Origin of the sequence: Streptomyces sp. LN549, from assembly GCF_043203805.1 — a bacterium.
Classification (GTDB): Bacteria; Actinomycetota; Actinomycetes; order Streptomycetales; family Streptomycetaceae; genus Streptomyces.
In genome coordinates, this window is the sequence record NZ_JAZHRI010000002.1 from 6,910,907 (window position 1) to 6,928,379 (window position 17,473).

16 protein-coding genes are annotated in these 17,473 nt (G+C 71.8%); 6 read left to right on the plus strand and 10 right to left on the minus strand.

Annotated elements, in window-relative coordinates:
• The first annotated feature begins 15 nt into the window (after positions 1–15).
• Both argF and SH922_RS30985 read left to right on the plus strand, forming a co-directional pair.
• The gene (argF, locus tag SH922_RS30980) at positions 16–1,020 is read left to right on the plus strand and encodes an ornithine carbamoyltransferase (RefSeq protein ID WP_393061631.1); all 1,005 of its coding nucleotides are present in this window, start codon (positions 16–18) and stop codon (positions 1,018–1,020) included.
• A 182-nt stretch (positions 1,021–1,202) separates the two neighbouring features.
• Positions 1,203–2,630 carry an amino acid permease gene (locus tag SH922_RS30985; RefSeq protein ID WP_393061633.1) on the plus strand — a complete coding sequence of 476 codons (1,428 nt, stop codon included), beginning with the start codon at positions 1,203–1,205 and terminating at the stop codon, positions 2,628–2,630.
• 13 nt (positions 2,631–2,643) lie between these two features.
• Here SH922_RS30985 and SH922_RS30990 read toward each other — a convergent pair whose 3' ends face one another.
• On the minus strand, positions 2,644–3,090 hold the full coding sequence (locus tag SH922_RS30990; RefSeq protein ID WP_393061635.1) for an ATP-binding protein: 447 nt from the start codon (positions 3,088–3,090) through the stop codon (positions 2,644–2,646).
• Positions 3,091–3,333: 243 nt separating this feature from the next.
• Here SH922_RS30990 and SH922_RS30995 point away from each other — a divergent pair, with 243 nt between their 5' ends.
• Positions 3,334–4,161, plus strand: a complete 828-nt coding sequence (locus SH922_RS30995; RefSeq protein WP_393061637.1) for an enoyl-CoA hydratase family protein — start codon at positions 3,334–3,336, stop codon at positions 4,159–4,161.
• A 5-nt stretch (positions 4,162–4,166) separates the two neighbouring features.
• Positions 4,167–6,497 (plus strand): bifunctional salicylyl-CoA 5-hydroxylase/oxidoreductase, encoded by a 2,331-nt coding sequence (locus SH922_RS31000; protein ID WP_393061639.1) that lies wholly within the window; start codon positions 4,167–4,169, stop codon positions 6,495–6,497.
• On the opposite strand, the gene SH922_RS31005 is transcribed toward SH922_RS31000, so the two are convergent.
• Genes SH922_RS31005 through SH922_RS31020 form a run of 4 tightly spaced genes read right to left on the minus strand, consistent with a single transcriptional unit; the run spans position 6,484 to position 10,244 of the window.
• Positions 6,484–6,915 (minus strand): hypothetical protein, encoded by a 432-nt coding sequence (locus SH922_RS31005; protein ID WP_393061641.1) that lies wholly within the window; start codon positions 6,913–6,915, stop codon positions 6,484–6,486. The genes SH922_RS31000 and SH922_RS31005 overlap by 14 nt on opposite strands.
• A complete protein-coding gene (locus SH922_RS31010; RefSeq protein ID WP_393061643.1) occupies positions 6,908–7,744 on the minus strand; it encodes a GNAT family N-acetyltransferase in 837 nt (278 codons plus the stop codon). Before SH922_RS31010 ends, SH922_RS31005 begins: the two co-directional genes overlap by 8 nt.
• A gap of 42 nt (positions 7,745–7,786) precedes the next feature.
• Positions 7,787–8,602, minus strand: a complete 816-nt coding sequence (locus SH922_RS31015) for a PaaX family transcriptional regulator C-terminal domain-containing protein (RefSeq protein WP_393061645.1) — start codon at positions 8,600–8,602, stop codon at positions 7,787–7,789.
• Positions 8,603–8,606: 4 nt separating this feature from the next.
• Complete coding sequence (locus tag SH922_RS31020) at positions 8,607–10,244, minus strand: AMP-binding protein (protein WP_393061647.1); 1,638 nt, start codon at positions 10,242–10,244, stop codon at positions 8,607–8,609.
• Between the two features lie 123 nt (positions 10,245–10,367).
• Here SH922_RS31020 and SH922_RS31025 point away from each other — a divergent pair, with 123 nt between their 5' ends.
• Positions 10,368–11,495, plus strand: coding sequence for an acyl-CoA dehydrogenase family protein (locus SH922_RS31025; RefSeq protein ID WP_393061649.1), 1,128 nt, complete (start codon positions 10,368–10,370; stop codon positions 11,493–11,495).
• Positions 11,492–11,893, plus strand: coding sequence for a RidA family protein (locus SH922_RS31030; protein ID WP_393061651.1), 402 nt, complete (start codon positions 11,492–11,494; stop codon positions 11,891–11,893). The genes SH922_RS31025 and SH922_RS31030 overlap by 4 nt, the downstream gene beginning before the upstream one ends.
• A 79-nt stretch (positions 11,894–11,972) precedes the next feature.
• On the opposite strand, the gene SH922_RS31035 is transcribed toward SH922_RS31030, so the two are convergent.
• The 5 genes from SH922_RS31035 to SH922_RS31055 are packed head-to-tail and all read right to left on the minus strand — an operon-like array spanning position 11,973 to position 17,444.
• Positions 11,973–13,106 carry an FAD-dependent monooxygenase gene (locus tag SH922_RS31035; protein WP_393061653.1) on the minus strand — a complete coding sequence of 378 codons (1,134 nt, stop codon included), beginning with the start codon at positions 13,104–13,106 and terminating at the stop codon, positions 11,973–11,975.
• Positions 13,107–13,156: 50 nt separating this feature from the next.
• A complete protein-coding gene (locus SH922_RS31040; protein ID WP_326739416.1) occupies positions 13,157–13,726 on the minus strand; it encodes an ATP/GTP-binding protein in 570 nt (189 codons plus the stop codon).
• A 6-nt stretch (positions 13,727–13,732) separates the two neighbouring features.
• Positions 13,733–14,158, minus strand: a complete 426-nt coding sequence (locus SH922_RS31045; RefSeq protein WP_393061655.1) for a DUF742 domain-containing protein — start codon at positions 14,156–14,158, stop codon at positions 13,733–13,735.
• A complete protein-coding gene (locus tag SH922_RS31050; RefSeq protein WP_393061657.1) occupies positions 14,155–14,592 on the minus strand; it encodes a roadblock/LC7 domain-containing protein in 438 nt (145 codons plus the stop codon). The genes SH922_RS31045 and SH922_RS31050 overlap by 4 nt, the downstream gene beginning before the upstream one ends.
• A complete protein-coding gene (locus tag SH922_RS31055) occupies positions 14,589–17,444 on the minus strand; it encodes a nitrate- and nitrite sensing domain-containing protein (protein ID WP_393061659.1) in 2,856 nt (951 codons plus the stop codon). Before SH922_RS31055 ends, SH922_RS31050 begins: the two co-directional genes overlap by 4 nt.
• Positions 17,445–17,473 lie beyond the last annotated feature (29 nt).

Sequence of the window (17,473 nt, forward strand, 5' to 3'; positions counted from 1 at the left end):
CCAGGAGCAGTCACCATGGCCATAGACCTCGCAGGCCGCCACTTCCTCAAGGAGCTGGACTTCACGGCCGAGGAGTTCCGCGGCCTGATCGGCCTGGCCGCCGAGCTCAAGGCGGCGAAGAAGTCGGGGACCGAGGTCCAGCAGCTGCGCGGCCGGAACATCGCGCTGATCTTCGAGAAGACCTCGACCCGTACCCGCTGTGCGTTCGAGGTGGCCGCCGCCGACCAGGGCGCCTCCACCACCTACCTCGACCCTTCCGGCTCGCAGATGGGGCACAAGGAGTCCGTGAAGGACACCGCCCGCGTCCTCGGCCGGATGTTCGACGGGATCGAGTACCGCGGTGACAGCCAGGACGCCGTCGAGGAGCTGGCGGCCCATGGCGGTGTACCCGTCTTCAACGGGCTGACCGACGACTGGCACCCCACGCAGATGCTCGCCGACGTCCTCACGATGACCGAGCACTGCGAGAAGCCGCTGGAGCGCATGGCCTTCGCCTACCTCGGCGACGCCCGGTTCAACATGGGCAACTCCTACCTCGTCACCGGCGCCCTGCTGGGCATGGACGTGCGGATCGTCGCCCCGAAGGCCTACTGGCCCGCCGAGGCCGTCGTCGCACAGGCCCGTGAGCTCGCCGCGGCCGGCGGGGCGACGGTCACGCTCACCGAGGACATCGCCGAGGGGGTGCGCGGCGCGGACTTCGTCGCCACCGACGTCTGGGTCTCGATGGGTGAGCCCAAGGAGGTCTGGGACGAGCGCATCGCCGCCCTCGCGCCGTACGCCGTCACCATGGATGTCCTGCGGGCCACCGGCAACTCCGACGTGAAGTTCCTGCACTGCCTCCCGGCCTTCCACGACCTCGGCACCAAGGTGGGGCGGGAGATCCACGCCCGGCACGGCCTGACGGAGCTGGAGGTCAGCGACGAGGTCTTCGAGTCCGCGCACTCCGTCGTCTTCGACGAGGCGGAGAACCGGATGCACACGATCAAGGCCGTCCTGGTGGCGACTCTGGCCGCGCGCTGACACGGTCGTCTCGCATGAGCATGCACCCAATTGAGTGAACATGCGTGCGGGCGCCTATTATGGTGCCCGTTGGTGGGGTTCGAGCTCGCACGCTCGAACCCCATTTTCGTGTCGGCGACCGGCCCCCACTGCCGTCGCCGCAGCCTCCCCCCACCTGCACCACCAGAGATGAGACCACCGCCGTGAGCCCCCTGCGCCTGCCCGGCCCCCCACACCGCGTCAAGGACCCGCACCAGCTGATCGCCGAGTCCGGCGCCGACCTGGAGGGCCACGGGCTCAAGCGCACCATGGGGCTCTTCCAGCTGGTGTGCTTCGGGGTCGGCGCGGTCGTCGGCACCGGTATCTTCGTCGGCCTGTCCGACAGCGTGGCCGAGGCAGGTCCCGCCGTCGTGCTGTCCTTCGTCCTCGCGGCCGTCACCTGCATCTTCACGGCGTTCTCGTTCGCCGAGCTGGGCAGCGCCATCCCGGTGTCCGGCAGCTCGTACTCCTTCGCCTACGCCACCCTCGGTGAGCGCACGGCCTTCCTCGTCGGCTGGTGCCTGCTCCTGGAGTACGGCGTATCGGTCTCCGCCGTCGCGGTGGGCTGGAGCCAGTACGTCAACGAGCTGCTCGACAGCCTCTTCGGATGGCAGCTGCCCGCCGCGCTCTCCGCCGGCCCCGGCGACGGGGGCGTGATCAACCTGCCCGCCGTGCTCGTGGTGATGATGGCCGCGACGCTGCTGGTGCGCGGCATCCGGGAGAGCGCCGGGGCGACGGCGGCGATGGCCGTTCTCAAGATCACCATCCTGATCATGTTCTGCGTCATCGCCTTCACCGCCTTCGAGCACGGCAACCTCACGCCCTTCATGGCCCATGGTGCGGGCGGCGTCACCGCTGGTGCCTCGCTGGCGTTCTTCTCGTACATCGGGTTCGACGCCATCACCACCACGGGCGAGGAGGTCAAGAACCCCCGGCGGAACATTCCGATCGCGATCATGATCTGCATCGGCCTGGTCACGTTGCTCTACTGTGCGGTTGCCCTCGCCGCGATCGGGGCCCTCGGCGCGGACGCCGTCTCCGACAAGCCGGCCGCGCTCTCGCTGATCGTCGACCAGGTCACCGGCTCGACGGTCGGCGGCGGGATCATCGCGTTCGGCGCGGTCGTCGCCATCGCCTCGGTCGTCCTCGCGGTGATGTACGGACAGACCCGCATCCTGATGTCCATGTCGCGCGACGGCCTGGTGCCGCGGGTCTTCGAACGGGTCTCGCCGCGCACTGCGACGCCGGTCGCCAACACCTGGATCGTCGCCGTCGTCTTCGCCGTTCCGGCGGCCTTCTCCTCGCTCGACGTGGTGGTGAACCTGACCACCATCGGGACTCTGGCCACGATGGTCGCGGTCAACGTCGCCGTGATCGTGCTGCGCCGTCGCAATCCGGAGGTGACGGGCTCGTTCCGGGTCCCGCTCTACCCGCTCAGCCCGCTCCTCGGCGTCGGCTTCTGCGTGTATCTGATGTACGGGACCGGCTGGTCGACCTGGGTGCAGTTCGCGGTGTTCCTGGTGGTGGGCGCGGCGGTGTACGCCGGCTACGGGCGCAGCCGTTCGCGGCTGGCGGGCCGGGCCGGCAGCTGAGCGGTCCGCCCGGTCACGACGTCGGACGGGTGCGTGACGGCAGGGTGAACCACACCGCCTTGCCGTGCTCCGTCGTGCGGTGACCGCAGGACGAGCTGAGGGTACGGATCAGCAGCAGCCCCCGGCCGTGCTCCTGCCATGGATCGGGCGTCCAGCCCGGCTCCGGACGGGAGAGGTCACCCGGCGGGGCGGGATCGCCGTCGTGCACCTCCACCTGGCACCCGGTCGGCAGGAGCTCCACCACCAGCTCGACGGGCTCGTCACCTGGGGTGTGTTCCACGGCGTTGGCGACCAGCTCCGCGGTCAGCAGCTCGGCGGTGTCGCTGTCGGCGGGGGCGTCGGAGTCCGAGTCGATGGATGCCAGCACCGAACGGATCAGCGCGCGGGCGATCGGCACTGCGGCCGCGGAGTGCGGCAGTGCGATACGCCAGGTGGCGGGTGCGGGGGCATCGGACGGCACGGCAGGGCTTCCGTTCGGGAGAGCGTGAACAGTTTTGGGCTCAAGGGTTACGGAGTTCAAAACCTCTTGGTTTCAACCATACGAATCCCCCGGACACGGGCAAGGGCCTGCCGACCGGTACGAACGGGACGTTCGTCACTCCGGATTCGCGCTCCACTTATCGCGTACTCGTGACGGAAGTCACGCACGGGTGATAAATTCGGGGTCAGGCAGCAGCCCGACGGCCGAAGGGGACCACCCTCGATGAGTCCGTTTCCCAGCTCCGCGTCCCCTACGGAGAACTGGCGCCATCTACGGGTCACGACGCTGGACGGCGTCGCCACCGTCACCCTCGCCCGGCCCGAGAAGCTGAACGCGCTGACCTTCGGCGCCTACGCGGATCTGCGCGACCTCCTGGCCGAGCTGGCGCGGGAGCGTTCCGTGCGGGCCCTGGTGCTGGCCGGTGAGGGGCGCGGCTTCTGCTCGGGCGGTGATGTGGACGAGATCATCGGCGCCACCCTCGCGATGGACACCGCCCAGCTGCTGGACTTCAACCGGATGACAGGACAGGTCGTACGTGCCCTGCGGGAGTGCCCGTTCCCCGTCATCGCGGCCGTGCACGGGGTCGCCGCCGGAGCAGGCGCCGTCCTCGCGCTGGCCGCCGACTTCCGGGTCGCCGACCCCTCGGCGCGGTTCGCCTTCCTCTTCACCCGCGTCGGGCTCTCCGGCGGCGACATGGGCGCGGCCTACCTCCTGCCCCGGGTCGTCGGCCTCGGCCATGCCACCCGGCTGCTGATGCTGGGCGAACCCGTCCGTGCCCCCGAGGCCGAACGCATCGGCCTGATCAGTGAGCTGGCCGAGGAGGGCGGGGCCGACGCGCAGGCCGCGGCACTCGCCCGCCGGCTCGCGGACGGACCCGCGCTCGCCCTCGCCCAGACCAAGGCACTGCTCACCGCCGAGCTCGACATGCCGCTGGCCGCCGCCGTGGAGATGGACGCCGCCACCCAGGCCCTGCTGATGCACGGCGAGGACTACGCCGAGTTCCACGCCGCGTTCACCGAGAAACGGCCGCCGAAATGGCAGGGCAGGTGATCCGGGTGACACCTTCCGAAGTCCGGCACCCCGGCCCCCCGCCCCCCGGCGGGGAGGCGTCCACGCTCCGCCGGATCGCCGTCATCGGCGGCGGACCCGGCGGGCTCTACGCCGCGGCGCTGCTCAAGAGGCTGGGCCCGGAGCGGGAGATCACCCTCTGGGAGCGCAACGCCCCCGACGACACATTCGGCTTCGGCGTCGTCCTCTCCGACGAGACCCTCGGCGGCATCGAGCACGCCGACCCCGGCATCCACGCCGCACTCCAGCGCGAGTTCGTCCGCTGGGACGACATCGACATCGTCCACCGCGGCCACAACCAGACCTCCGGCGGCCACGGCTTCGCCGCGCTCGGCCGCCGCCGGCTCCTGGAGATCCTGCACGAGCGCTGCGCGGGTCTGGGGGTGCGCCTCCGCTTCCGCGAGGAGGCGCCCCCGGCCGCCGAACTCGCCGCTTCCCACGATCTGGTGATCGCGGCCGACGGCGTGCACAGCCTCACCCGCGACGCGCACGCGGAGAGCTTCGAGCCCCTCCTCACCACCCACCGCTGCCGGTACATCTGGCTCGCCGCCGACTTCGCCCTGGACTCCTTCCGCTTCGAGACCGCGGAGACCGCGTACGGCGTGATGCAACTGCACGCCTATCCCTTCTCTCCCGATGCCTCGACCGTCATCGTCGAGATGCGCGAAGAGGTCTGGCGCGCGGCCGGATTCGACACCTGCGACCCCGCCGAGTCCACCCGGCACTGCGCCAAGATCTTCGCCGACGCCCTCGGCCACCGCCCGCTGCGCTCCAACAACTCCTCCTGGCTCACCTTCCGTACCGTCGTCAACAAGCGCTGGTCGCACGGGAACACCGTCCTCCTCGGTGACGCCGCCCACACCGCGCACTTCTCCATCGGCTCCGGCACCAAACTCGCCGTCGAGGACGCTCTCGCCCTCGCCGCCTGCATCGAGGAGCAGCCCGGACTCCCCGCCGCCCTCGCCGCGTACGAGAGCGAGCGCCGGCCCGTCGTCGAGTCGACCCAGCGCGCCGCCGCGGCCAGCCTGCGCTGGTTCGAGGAGCTGGGTACGTATGTCGACCAGCCACCCCGCCAGTTCGCCTTCAACCTCCTCACCCGCAGCCGCCGCGTCACCCACGACAACCTGCGACTGCGCGACGCCTCGTTCACCGCCGCCGTCGAGGACGAGTTCGGCTGCGCGCCCGGCACCCCGCCGATGTTCACCCCGCTGCGGCTGCGCGGCCTGGAGCTGCGCAACCGCGTCGTCGTCTCGCCCATGGACATGTATTCGGCCACCGACGGCGTCCCCGGCGACTTCCACCTCGTCCACCTCGGGGCGCGGGCGCTCGGAGGTGCCGGGCTGGTCATGACGGAGATGGTGTGCGTGAGCCCTGAGGGCCGGATCACCCCCGGCTGCACCGGCCTCTACACCGACGAGCAGGCGGCCGCCTGGACCAGGATCACCGACTTCGTGCACGCCGGATCGCCCGGCACCGCGATCGGAGTCCAGCTGGGCCACTCCGGCCGCAAGGGCTCCACCAAGCTCATGTGGGAGGGCATCGATCAGCCGCTCGCCGACGGCAACTGGCCCCTCGTTGCCGCCTCCCCGCTCCCGTACGCTCCGGGCGTCAACCAGGTCCCGCACGCCCTGGACCGCGCCCGCCTGGACGGTGTCCGCGAACAGTTCGCGTCCGCCGCCGAGCGGGCCGACACCTGCGGATTCGACCTCCTCGAACTCCACTGCGCCCACGGCTACCTGCTCTCCGGATTCCTCTCCCCGCTCACCAACCACCGCACCGACGCCTACGGCGGCACCCTGGCGAACCGGCTCCGCTTCCCGCTGGAAGTCTTCGACGCAGTCCGCGAACGGTGGCCCGACGACCGGCCGATGACCGTCCGGATCTCCGCGACGGACTGGGCCGAGGGCGGAACGACGGGCGAGGACGCCGTCGAGATCGCCCGTGCGTTCGTCGCGCACGGCGCCGACGCCATCGACGTCTCCACCGGTCAGGTCGTCCCTTCCGAGCGACCCGAGTACGGACGCTCGTACCAGACCCCGTACGCCGACCGGATCCGCAACACCCTGTGCGTGCCCGTCATCGCCGTCGGCGCCATCTCCTCCTGGGACGACGTCAACTCGCTGCTGCTCGCGGGCCGCGCCGACCTCTGCGCCCTGGCCCGGCCGCATCTGTACGACCCGCACTGGACGCTCCACGCGGCGGCCGACCAGGGCTACGCCGGACCGGGCGCGCCCTGGCCGCTCCCGTACCGTGCGGGCAGCCGTACCCCTCCGACGGGCCGCACGGACGCACCGAAGCCGCGGCTCACGCTGGGCTGAGCGGCAGGCACTCGTGACACAGGCAGGGGTAGGGGTGCGGGCCGGCGTGATGGGTGTGGCGCCCCAGGCGGGCGATCCGGTCCAGCAGTTCCGCCAGTTCCGCCGCCTCCACGCGCGTCCGCACGGGCATGGCGGCGCACCGCTCGATGACGGCCGGGGAGTACACCAACTGCGGCCTGAAGGTGTGCAGATGCCGGGTCCCGGTGTCGATGGTGATCCACCTTCCGGTGTGCCGGCCGTGGCCCACCGCCGTCAGCTGCTCGTTGCCCGTACCGGGATGGGTGTCCGTGACGTAGACCTTCGCCCCGCCCCGGAACGCCTTCGTGCCGGGCCGGAACTCCTGCCCCAGATCCCCGTACCGCCGCCACCGCACCACGTTCGCCGCGACCAGCCAGAGCGGCTCGGGCGCCTCATCCATCGCCCTCCTCCGCACTGATCAGCAGCCGGTCGGCGACCGCCCGGTAGCCGATGCGTGTGTACACGCCGTTGCTCGTCGGGTTGGCGAGATCGGTGAAGAGCAGTACCTCGTCCGCACCCGCTGCCCGAGCCGCGCCGCTGACCTCGGCGGTCACCGCCGCCGCGTACCCACGGCCGCGGTGCTCCGGCGGCGTGTAGACGGGAGCGACGCGCGCGGTGCCCGCGATCTGCAGCGAGATGCCCGCCATCGACACGGGGACACCGTCGTGCTCCCAGAGCGTCAGCCGGCCTTCCGCCGTCCGCTCGTCGACCGCGCGCCCATGACGTTCGCCGTGCCCGGCCGGTCCACCGATGTCGACGGCGAACGCGGCGTACCAGCGCAGCAGCAGGTCCCGGTCCGCAGGAGCCGCGGCCCTCGCCCGGCCGCCGGGAACAGGCGACGGCGGGACCAACTCGCCCAGCCGGTAGAGCCGCTGCTCCTCGTCGACGCGGTGCCCCGGCCAGTGGGCCGCCACCGCCCGGGCCGTGGCCCGGTCCGCGTTGACGTGGGTGAGCCGGCGGGCAGCCAGCAACGGACCCACCGCCTCCGGGGGGAGCGCGTTCAACGTCGCTGGGTAGGGCGGTGTCTGCAGCAGGGTGCCCGCCACTTCGCCGTCGGCACCGCGCCACCAGCCCAGCACCGGATCGTGGTCGCCATAGGCGTGCGGACCGTGGCGGCGCAGGGCTGCGGTGACGGTCAGCACGACCGTACTCTCGGCCGCCCGGGCCGCCAGCGAGGCTCCTGCCGCGTCGAGGAAGGCGTCGACGTCGTCCGTGAAGGTCCAGGTCATGCGTCCGCATTCTGCCGGGCGCGCCGCCGCAGGGGCACTCGTTTATCCGCGTACGAACTCCGCCCCCGCGTCGCGCAACCGCTCGTGCAGCAGCCCGAACACCTCCGCCGACCTGCCGCCCGGCCACTTCTCGGGAAGCAGCTCCCTCGGCAGCCCCGGGTCCGCGTACGGCACCTGCCGCCAGGAGTCCAGCGCCATCAGGTAGTCCCGGTAAGCCGTCTCCGGAACCGGCGACTCGTCCGGGCGCGCCTCCCAGGACCGCAGTACCGGTTCGTGCCGCTCCAGGAAGTCCTCGTGGAGCCGGGCCACGGCGTCGAGGTCCCACCAGCGGGCCACCGACTCCCCGGTGGCCGTGAAACCCAGATGGTCGCCGCGGAACAACTCCACGTACGGGGCGAGTCCGAGGCGCTCCAGGGTGTGCCGGGTCTCCTCGTGCAGTGCGGCCGGCGCGATCCACACGCCGGGTGCGGCCGTGCCGAAGCCGAGCCCGGACAGCCGTGAGCGCAGCAGATGCCGCTTGTGGCGTTCGGCCTCCGGTACGGAGAACACGGCGAGTACCCAGCCGTCCTCGATCCGCGGGTCCGGATGCCGGTAGATCCGCCGGTCCCCGTCGTCGAGCAGTTGGCGTGCGTCGGCCGAGAGCGCGTACCCGGCCGCCCCGCCCGGCGTCCGGGCCGCGACGAGCAGTCCGCGCCGCTTCAGCCGGGAGACGGAGGACCGCACGGCGGGAGCCTCCACACCGACGGCGCCGAGCAGCCGGACGAGTTCCGCCACCGGCATCGGGACGTCCCCCGGGGTGCGGCCGTACGCACCGTAGAGGGTGACGATCAGTGAGCGGGGGGTGTGCGGTTCGACCATGTGATCATTCTCGGCCCGGTGCGCCGGAGTCCGCATCGGGTTCGTCCTCACGGAGCCGGAACCGTTGCAGTTTGCCGGTCGCGGTACGGGGCAGTGCGGGCAGGAACGTGATGAGGCGGGGGCATTTGTGCGGGGCCAGTTCGGAGCGCATGAAGGTGCGCAGCGCGTCGGCCGACAGGGCGGAGCCCTCCCGCCGCACCACGTACGCCGCCACGATCCGGCCGCGCAGCTCGTCCGCACGGCCCACCACCGCGGCCTCCGCCACCTCGGGATGGCGCAGCAGGGCGTCCTCGACCTCGGGGCCCGCGATGTTGTACCCGGAGGAGATGATCATGTCGTCGGCACGGGCCACATAGCGGAAGTAGCCGTCCGCGTCGCGCACGTAGGTGTCGCCGGTGAGGTTCCAGCCGTGCCGCACGTACTCCCGCTGCCGCCCGTCGGCGAGGTAGCGGCAGCCGACCGGCCCGCGCACGGCGAGCAGGCCCGGCTCGCCGTCCGGCACCGGTTCGCCGTCCAGGTCCACCACCCGGGCCTGCCAGCCGGGGACCGGGACGCCGGTGGTGCCGGGGCGGATCGCCTCGTCGGCGGCGGAGACGAAGATGTGCAGCAGCTCGGTGGCGCCGATGCCGTTGATGATCCGCAGACCGGTCCGCTCGTGCCAGGAGTGCCAGGTCGCGACGGGCAGGTTCTCACCCGCGGACACACAGCGGCGCAGCTCGGAGAGGTCGTGCCCGTCGAGCTGGTCGAGCATCACCCGGTAGGCGGTCGGAGCGGTGAACAGCACCGAGACCCGGTGCGCGGCCAGGGCGGGCAGCAGCTGCTTGGGCCCCGCCTGTTCCAGCAGCAGCGCCGACGCACCTGCCCGCAGCGGAAACACGACCAGACCGCCGAGGCCGAAGGTGAAGCCGAGCGGCGGACTGCCGGCGAACACGTCGTCGGGCTCCGGCCGCAGGACGTGCCGCGAGAAGGTGTCCGCGACGGCGAGCACATCGCGGTGCAGATGCATACAGCCCTTGGGACGGCCGGTGGTTCCCGAGGTGAACGCGATCAGCGCCACGTCGTCCGCCGCGGTGTCCACGGCCCGGTACGGGCCCGGCCGGCCGGCGGCCAGCCGCAGCAGGTCGTCGGGTGCGTCACCGCCGTACGCCGTGATCCGCAGCCCCGGGACCTCCGCCTTCACCAGGTCGTCGACGGACCGGACATCGCACAGCGCATGGCTGATCCGGGCCATCGAGCAGATCGTGGCGAGTTCGGAGGCCCGCTGCTGGGCCAGTACGGTGACGGCGATCGCGCCGGCCTTGAGCACCGCCAGCCAGCAGGCGGCGAGGTGGGGCGTCGTGGGGCCGCGCAGCAGCACGCGGTTGCCGGGCACCACTCCCAGATCCGAGGTGAGGACATGGGCGATCCGGTCGACCAGGTCCCGCAGCGCCCCGTAGCTCAGCACCCCGCCGTCGGGCGTACGGAAGACGGGCCGGTCGGGTCCGAAGCGCTCGGCCGTACGGTCCAGGAGCTCGGCGGCGCAGTTGAGCCGGTCCGGATAGTGCAGCTCGGGCAGGTCGAAGACCAGTTCCGGCCACTGGTCGGCGGGCGGCAGATGTTCTCTGGCGAAGCTGTCGATGTGCGCTGAGGTATTCGGGTCCATGAAGGATCGCCCCCTTGTCGCCCTTGGAGCGTATCGTTTGGGTGACGGTAGTCAACGGTCCGCGATAAACGGAGCCGGCCCGAAGGGGGCGGCACCGGGACTTTCGACAGGAGAGGCGCCGGTATGACGGCATTCTCGCTCGATCCGGCACAGACCGCCTGGTGCGAGGAGCTGCGCACCCTGGCCGAGGAGCGACTGCGCCCGCTGGCCGAGAAGGGCGATCCGGGGCACGTCAACCGCCCGCTGGTCGCCGCGCTCGGCGAGCTCGGACTGCTGGACCGGCTGTTCGGTTCGGGCGCGCTCGACCTGTGCCTGCTGCGCGAATCGCTCGCTCGCGGCTGCACGGAGGCAGAGACCGCCCTCGCACTCCAGGGCCTCGGGACGTACCCCTTGGTGCAGGCGGGCACCCCCGCCCACCGCGAGCGCTGGCTCCCCGAGGTCCGCGCGGGCCGCGCCGTCGCCGCCTTCGCGCTCAGCGAGCCGGGGGCCGGCTCCGACGCGGCGGCCCTGGCCCTCGACGCCGCGCCCGCGCCCGACGGCTGGCGGCTGACCGGCGAGAAGTGCTGGATCTCCAACGCCCCGGAGGCGGACTTCTACACCGTCTTCGCCCGGACGACCGAGGGCGCCGGGGCGCGCGGCGTCACCGCGTTCCTGGTCCCCGCCGACCGCCCCGGGCTGACTGGCACCGCGCTGGACATGCTCTCCCCGCACCCGATCGGCGCCCTCCGCTTCGACGCCGTCCCGGTCACCCCCGACGACGTGCTCGGCGAACCGGACCGGGGCTTCCGGGTCGCCATGAACACCCTCAACCTCTTCCGGCCCAGCGTCGGCGCCTTCGCCATCGGCATGGCCCGCGCCGCCCTCGACGCCACCGTGGAGCACACCGCCACGCGCACCGCGTTCGGCGGACCGCTGGGCGACCTTCAGGCCGTCTCCCACCAGGTCGCGGAGATGGCCACCCGCACCGAGGCCGCCCGGCTGCTGGTGTACGCGGCCGCCGCCGCGTACGACGCGGGGGAGCCCGGCGTCCCGCGACGGGCCGCCATGGCGAAGCTGTACGCCACCGAAACCGCGCAGTACGTCGTGGACACGGCCGTCCAGCTGCACGGCGCCCGCGCCCTGCGCCGCGGCCATCTGCTCGAACACCTCTACCGCGAGGTCCGCGCCCCCCGCATCTACGAGGGCGCCAGCGAGGTCCAGCGCACCATCATCGCCAAGGAGCTGTACGCGAACCGGGAGCCCTCCTCATGAGTCCGATCCACCGGATCAACCCCGCCGAACTCTCACCGCCCGCGGGCTTCTCGCACGCGGTCACCGCCACCGGGGGCCAACTGGTCTTCCTGGCCGGGCAGACCGCCCTGGACCAGCGGGGCGACATCAGCGGGAACACCCTGCCCGAACAGTTCGCCACCGCCCTCACCAACCTCCTCACCGCCCTGCGCGCGGCCGGCGGCGCCCCGGCGGACCTGGCCCGGGTCACGGTCTACGCCACCGATGTCGCCGACTACCGGGCGAACGCCGCCGAACTGGGCCGCATCTGGCGCCGGCTGGCAGGCCGCGACTACCCGGCGATGGCCGTCATTGGGGCGGCGCGGCTCTGGGACGAACAGGCACTGGTCGAGATCGACGGGGTGGCGGTCCTGCCCTGACAGCACGAACGCCCCGTGCGGGCCCGGGAATCCGGGCCCGCACGGGGCGTTCAGGGCGCTGGGGGAGCTCAGGGCCTGATCAGTACGGCTGTACCAGCACGTGCGCCGCACCCGGGATGCCGACCTTCAGCAGCTCGTCCTCCTCGGGCGTCGTCTCCCCGCCCGTCTCCTGCTTGAGCACGGCACGCGACATGGCCTGCACCCACATGGCGCGGGGACGGCGACGGGCCTCCCAGACGTCGAGCGCGGCCGCCACGTCCGCCTCGGCGTCCAGCGACTCGGCGAGCACCAGCGCGTCCTCCACGGCCATCGCCGCACCCTGCGCGATGTGCGGGGTGCTCGCGTGCGCGGCGTCACCGGCCAGGACCACCCGCCCGACGTGCCAGGCCTCCTCGACGGTCACCTGGGAGATCCGCGAGTACACCACCGCTTCCGGTCCCGTGACCGTGGCGAGCGCCTCGGCGACCGGGCCGGAGAACATGGGCAGCCGCTCCTTGAGCTGCTCGTGCGCCTTCTCCGCGTCGGGACGGAAGTCCTCGGACTCGGCGAACACCGCGCCCAGGTACATCAGTTCGTCCGTGATCGGCGTGAGCAGCGCCTTGGCGGCCTGGCCCGCGGTGCCCATCACGACGCCCCGGACCTGCTCCTGACGGGGCACGGTGACACGCCAGTTGGCGAAGCCGGTGTACTGGGGGACGTAGCGGTCGCCGTAGAGCCGGGTGCGCAGCGGCGAGCCGATGCCGTCGAAGCCGACGACCAGGTCCCAGCGCGCGGCCGAACCGTCGGACAGGGTGACGTCCACGCCCTCGCCGTCGTCGGCGAGCTCGGCGATGGTCACGCCGAAGCGGATCGTCGCCCCGGCCGCCGTGGCCGCGGTGCAGAGCACCTGGGCGAGCGCGGGGCGCGGGATGCCGTTGTTGGACGGGGCGTCGCCCATGCGGGGCTGCGGGATCTCGGCCAGGGTGTTGCCGGCCGGGTCGGCGATGGTGAGGACCTCCCACTCGAAGCCCGCCTTGAGGCAGTCGTCGAGGACCCCGATCTCCCGCATGACGTGCAGGGCGTTGGACGGCTGGATGATGCCGACGCCCAGGGCGTCCAGCTCGTCACGGAGTTCGGCGACCTCGACGGTGTGGCCGCGCCGGGCCAGGGCGGTGGCGAGCGTGAGCCCGCCGATGCCGCCACCGTGGATCAGGACGCGCAGAGGTGTTGCCATGTCGGATCTCTCCAGTGCGAGAAGAAGTGCGAAGTTTCGGGGGAGGGGGATCAGCCGGCCGCGACGGGCAGGCTCATCAGGTGGTCCACGAGGGCCAGCAGGACGTCACGGCCGAAGGGCCGCTCGCGTACGTCGCCGACCAGCAGGGGGACATGCGGATCGAGGTCGAGAGCAGCCCTGATCTCGTCCAGGGTGCGGGTGTTGTGGCCGTGGAAGCAGTTGATCGCCACCACGAACGGGATGTCCCGGCTCTCGAAGAAGTCGATCGAGGCGAAGCTGGTCTCCAGCCGCCGGGTGTCGGCGATCACGACGCCGCCGAGGGCCCCGTTGACCAGGTCGTTCCACATGAACCAGAAGCGTTCCTGGCCCGGTGTGCCGAACAGGTAGACGACGAGCTCCGGACTGACCGTGATCCGGCCGAAGTCCAGGGCCACGGTGGTCGTGTCCTTCTGCCCGACACCGGCCAGGTCGTCGACGCCGATGCTTGCCTTGGTGAGGAACTCCTCGGTGCGCAGGGGCGCGACCTCGCTGACGGCGCCCACGAGGGTGGTCTTGCCGACGCCGAAGCCGCCGGCGATCAGGATCTTTACGGCGGCGGGGGCCGCCTGACTGATGGTCATCTTGGCTCAGAGTCTCCCGAGTCCGTCGCGAAGGGCGGCCAGCATTCCCATGTCGGCGCCGCCGGCTGCCCGGGCCACCGACAGGGGGGCGCGGGCGAGCAGCAGGCCCTGGGCGACCAGGTCCGCCAGCAGGATCTTGGTCACCGAGACCGGGAGGTTGAGGTCCGCTGAGACCTCGGCGACAGCGGCGGGGCGCCGGCAGCGGTCCAGGATCATCCGGTGCTCCGGCTGGAGCCTGCCCGGGTGGACCGCCGCGCCGTGTCCGTCGCGCGGGTCGTTCGCGGTGGTCAGCACGGTGATGAGGGTGAAGTCGTCCCGCTCGGGTGCGGTCCGGCCACGGGTGATGGTGTACGGGCGCACCATGGTGCGCGCCCCGTCCTCCCCGTCCGCCCAGCCCTCTTCGGTCTCCTCGTCCTCCCAGCGCGGGGTCACGCGCGCAGCCCGTCCCCGCCGCCGAAGGCGTTGAAGTCGCCCCGCACCGGGGTGCTGAGCTTCTGGCCGACCTGCTGGACGAGGTTGTGCATGGCGAGTGACATGACCTCGGCGTCCACCTCCTGGGAGGCGACGACGGCCAGGTGCGTGCCTTGGGCGGCCGAGATGATGAAGAGCCACAGGTCCGAAAGCTCGACGATCACCTGGTGCACGCCGCCGCCGTTGAAGAGCTGGCCCACACCGCGGGCCAGGCTCTGCTGGCCGGTGCAGATGGCGGCCAGCCGCTCGGCGTCGGACCTCTCGACGGTGCGCGAATGGCTCACCACCAGACCGTCGTCGGACAGCAGCACGGCGTTCAGGGTTTCGGCCACCGAGTCCACCAGACCGTCGAGCAGCCAGTCGAGGTCCTGGTGAGTGGCGGTTGTGCGTGTCATGACCGTTCTTCTCTCGTGGGGAGGTGTGCGGGAGGGTCGGGCTGCGTCGGCGGCTCGTCAGTCGCGCGGGCGGCGCGGGACCGACGCTGGAAGGCTCCGATGGCGGCACCGGCGCGGCGGGGGGCCGGCCGGGGCATCGGGTTCACGGACCGGCTCGGCGGCTGAGCGGCAGGCCCGGAGGCCGGGTCGATCCGCAGTTCGTCCGCGAGGCTGGCCTGTCGTACCCGGCGCGGCAACGGAGGTTCCGCGGCGGGCGCTGCCGGCAGTGCGGGCCGCCCCGGCCCGCTCTCCCGGCCGGTCGTGCCCGCCGCCGGGGGCGCCGGATGGTCGGGCTCGGCCACCGGAAGTCCGAGGTGTCCGGCGGCCGGTTCCGGCTGCCGGGGACCGGGGACCGGGAATCCGGTCCCGTCGGGGACGCCCGCCGCGTACGGCCCCTGGTACGGCTGGTGCGGAGTCATGTACGGCTCCTCGGGCGGCTGGTAGGGCTGGTGCGGTACCGGGTACTGGCCCTCGGCCTTCATGTACGGCTGCTCGGCATCGGCGTACGGGGCGGAGCCGCCGTACGTGGTGTCGTTGCGGTTGCCGTACCCGTTCTGGTCCGTGCCGCCGCCGTACGGGGACGTGGGCGCGGTGTGGCCGTACGTACCGCCCGGTGTGCCGTCGGCGTAGGGGGTGTACGGAGTCACCAGGTCACCGAACGGGTCGTCGGCGGGGGCCGGCTGCGGCTGCTCCTCCCGGTCGGGGAAGGGCTCGTCCGCCACCGTGTAGGGCGTACCGGTGGCCTCGAACGGTGCTGCCGAGGCGTGCAGTGCCGTGACACCGGCGAGCGCCTGGCCGCGGCCCCGGCTGGGCAGCGCGTCGGTGTCGCGGGTCGGGGCGGGTTCCTGGGCCGGTGCGGCGCCCGCGTCCTCGGGGGCCGGCACGGCCACCGGACCGGAGTGCGGACCGGGGACGGTGAGCGCGTCGGGGACGAGCAGGACGACCCGGGTGCCGCCGAAGGCCGAGTGACGGAACTCCACCCGCAGGCCGTGCTGGTCGGCGAGGCGCGCGATCACGTACAGACCCAGCCGGATGTCGTCGGCGTGCGCCAGCACGTCCATCCGGGGCGGCCTGCTCATCAGCTCGTTGGCCTCGGCGAGCTGTTCCTCCTCCATGCCGAGCCCGCGGTCCTCGACCTCGATGGCCAGGCCCCGGCTGACCCGGGCAGCCCTGACCTCGACGGGACTGGGCGGCTTGGAGAAGGTGAGGGCGTTCTCGATCAGCTCCGCCAGCACATGGGAGACCGGACCGACAGCGCGCTCGGAGAGCCACGGGGCGCCGTCCAGATCCAGCACCACGCGCCGGTAGTCCTGCACTTCGCCCTGGGCGGAGCGCATCACGTCCAGCAGCGGTACGGGCTTGCGCCAGCGCCGGTGCGGGGAACCGCCCGCGAGGATCACGAGGTTCTCCTCGTAGCGCCGGAGGCGGGCGGTGAGGTGGTCGAGGTCGAAGAGGCCGTCCAGCACCTCGGGGTCCTCGTGCTTGCGCTCCAGCTCGTCCAGCTTCTTCAGCTGCTGGCCGATCAACTGCTGGGTGCGGCGCGCGATGCGCTGCAGCAGCCGCTCGAAGCCGCGATGCTGGTCCGCCTGTTTGACGGCCGCCTGGAGAGCACTGGTGCGTGCCAGGTCGAGCGCGTCACCGAGCTGGGTCAGCTCGTCGGCCTTGCTGCCGGCCTTGCGGTCGTGTCCGATGGCACGGGCCTCGGCCTCGACATCGATGCGTTCGCCCTTGCCGAGCCGCTCGACGACATCGGGCAGTGACTTCTCCAGCTCCTCGGCCCGCTCCTGCAGCCGGCCGATCCGGCGGCGCAGATTGCGGGTGAGGCGCCAGGTGATCCAGATGACCGCGACGACGGCGAGGAGGCCGACGACCGTGGTGAGAACGACCCGGATCAGCAGGGAGATGACACTGTCCTTGCCGTTCGCGACGACCAGGTCGGTGCGGTGCTCCATGAGCTTCACCAGCTGGGGCGTGACCTCGTCCATCGCGCCGCGCCAGGTCTTCTCCTCGGCGCCGAGGCGGACGAAGCCGGAGCTGTCCGGGTCGGCGGGCCGCAGTACCTCGGTCTCCACCTGGGTCTTGGTCTTCCAGGCCGAACTGGCCGAGATCTCCTCCCACATGGCCTTCTCGTCCGCCGGAAGGTAGGGGACGACCTTGGTGGCGTACTGGAAGGACTGGCCGGAAACGGCCTGCCGGACCTGCTGGAGGTCCTCCGTGCTCAGCTTGCCCTTGGCCCAGCCACGGGCAAGCAGCGCGTCCGAGCGCGAGATCATCTCCTTGGCCCAGAACAGGTCGACCAGCGGCTGCGAGAGCGTGGTGATCTGGCCGTTGTCCACATGGCTGAGCGCGGTGAAGAGCTTCAGGTCGACGGCGATCAGGTCCGTGTAGTAGCGGTACACGGCCTTCTGCTGGTCGTTGTCACCTTCGTCGACGAGGGTGCGCTGGGCCGGGAGTTGGGTGATCGCCGTGCGGGCCTGGATGACCGCCTCCCGGACCTCGCCGGGGGCGTCGTCGGTGGCGATGTCGGAGAGGGACTGGAAGCTGGTGATCGCTTCGTCGGTCAGTTTGCGCTGCTTGCGCAGCGCGTCGGTGGCACCTCCATGACTGGCCAGAGCCTCGGCGCTCAGCCGCCGCTCCTCCTGCAGGTTGTAGTAGACGATGTTGGACGGCTGGCCGGCCTTCTGGGCCAATTGCCCCTGGGCTGCCTGCTTCTGGAAGTCGAGCAGAGTCTGACCACTGGTGACGGCCCATAGGGCGGCCAGTGCGACACCGGGGACGATGGCCAGTACGAGCAGGGCCGTCCGCAGCGACATTGTGGTCGAGTCGCTCCGCCTTGACGCGC

Bases quoted from the DNA above. Each gene is read 5' to 3' on its own strand.
- argF (WP_393061631.1), top strand. From the start codon at position 16: ATGGCCATAGACCTCGCAGGCCGCCACTTCCTCAAGGAGCTGGACTTC.
- SH922_RS30995 (WP_393061637.1), top strand. From the start codon at position 3,334: ATGAGTCCGTTTCCCAGCTCCGCGTCCCCTACGGAGAACTGGCGCCAT.
- SH922_RS31005 (WP_393061641.1), bottom strand. From the start codon at position 6,915: ATGGATGAGGCGCCCGAGCCGCTCTGGCTGGTCGCGGCGAACGTGGTG.
- SH922_RS31010 (WP_393061643.1), bottom strand. From the start codon at position 7,744: ATGACCTGGACCTTCACGGACGACGTCGACGCCTTCCTCGACGCGGCA.
- SH922_RS31015 (WP_393061645.1), bottom strand. From the start codon at position 8,602: ATGGTCGAACCGCACACCCCCCGCTCACTGATCGTCACCCTCTACGGT.
- SH922_RS31020 (WP_393061647.1), bottom strand. From the start codon at position 10,244: ATGGACCCGAATACCTCAGCGCACATCGACAGCTTCGCCAGAGAACAT.
- SH922_RS31025 (WP_393061649.1), top strand. From the start codon at position 10,368: ATGACGGCATTCTCGCTCGATCCGGCACAGACCGCCTGGTGCGAGGAG.
- SH922_RS31030 (WP_393061651.1), top strand. From the start codon at position 11,492: ATGAGTCCGATCCACCGGATCAACCCCGCCGAACTCTCACCGCCCGCG.
- SH922_RS31035 (WP_393061653.1), bottom strand. From the start codon at position 13,106: ATGGCAACACCTCTGCGCGTCCTGATCCACGGTGGCGGCATCGGCGGG.
- SH922_RS31040 (WP_326739416.1), bottom strand. From the start codon at position 13,726: ATGACCATCAGTCAGGCGGCCCCCGCCGCCGTAAAGATCCTGATCGCC.
- SH922_RS31050 (WP_393061657.1), bottom strand. From the start codon at position 14,592: ATGACACGCACAACCGCCACTCACCAGGACCTCGACTGGCTGCTCGAC.
- SH922_RS31055 (WP_393061659.1), bottom strand. From the start codon at position 17,444: ATGTCGCTGCGGACGGCCCTGCTCGTACTGGCCATCGTCCCCGGTGTC.